This is a genomic window from Microbacterium sp. 18062, assembly GCF_902706225.1.
In the GTDB taxonomy this organism is placed as follows: Bacteria; Actinomycetota; Actinomycetes; order Actinomycetales; family Microbacteriaceae; genus Microbacterium.
In genome coordinates this window covers 1-384 of the sequence record NZ_CACSKB010000675.1, presented here as the reverse complement: position 1 = coordinate 384, position 384 = coordinate 1, and the positions used below count along the sequence as shown (strand labels likewise).

1 other RNA gene is annotated in these 384 nt (G+C 49.7%); it reads left to right on the top strand.

The features are described 5' to 3' along the window. Window positions 1-121, top strand: a transfer-messenger RNA (tmRNA) gene (ssrA, locus tag GVL03_RS21780); the annotation flags it as partial. Window positions 122-384 lie beyond the last annotated feature (263 nt).

Sequence of the window (384 nt, the reverse complement as noted above, 5' to 3'; positions counted from 1 at the left end):
GGCTAGTCTGGTAGTGGCGTGTCTGTCCGCAGGTGCCAGGCGAATGTAAAGACTGACTAAGCATGTAGTGCCGAGGATGTAGGAATTTCGGACGCGGGTTCAACTCCCGCCAGCTCCACCAAAATTCTCCATCGGTGATTACCAGAGTCATCCGATGAAGTCCTAAGAGCCCGCACGGCGCAAGCCCTGCGGGCTTTTTTGTGCCCTCATTTTGTCCCGCGAAGTCTGATGCCGACTAATTAAATCCGAACCTTTTAGGCACCTTGTTAGGCACCTCATAAAGCTTTATTGTTTTTGAGGTGCCTAAAACTATGGAAACCCGGCAATGGCAAGACAAACCAAACCTCTATCCGTTAAAGAAATTGAATCTGCTAAGCCCAAGGA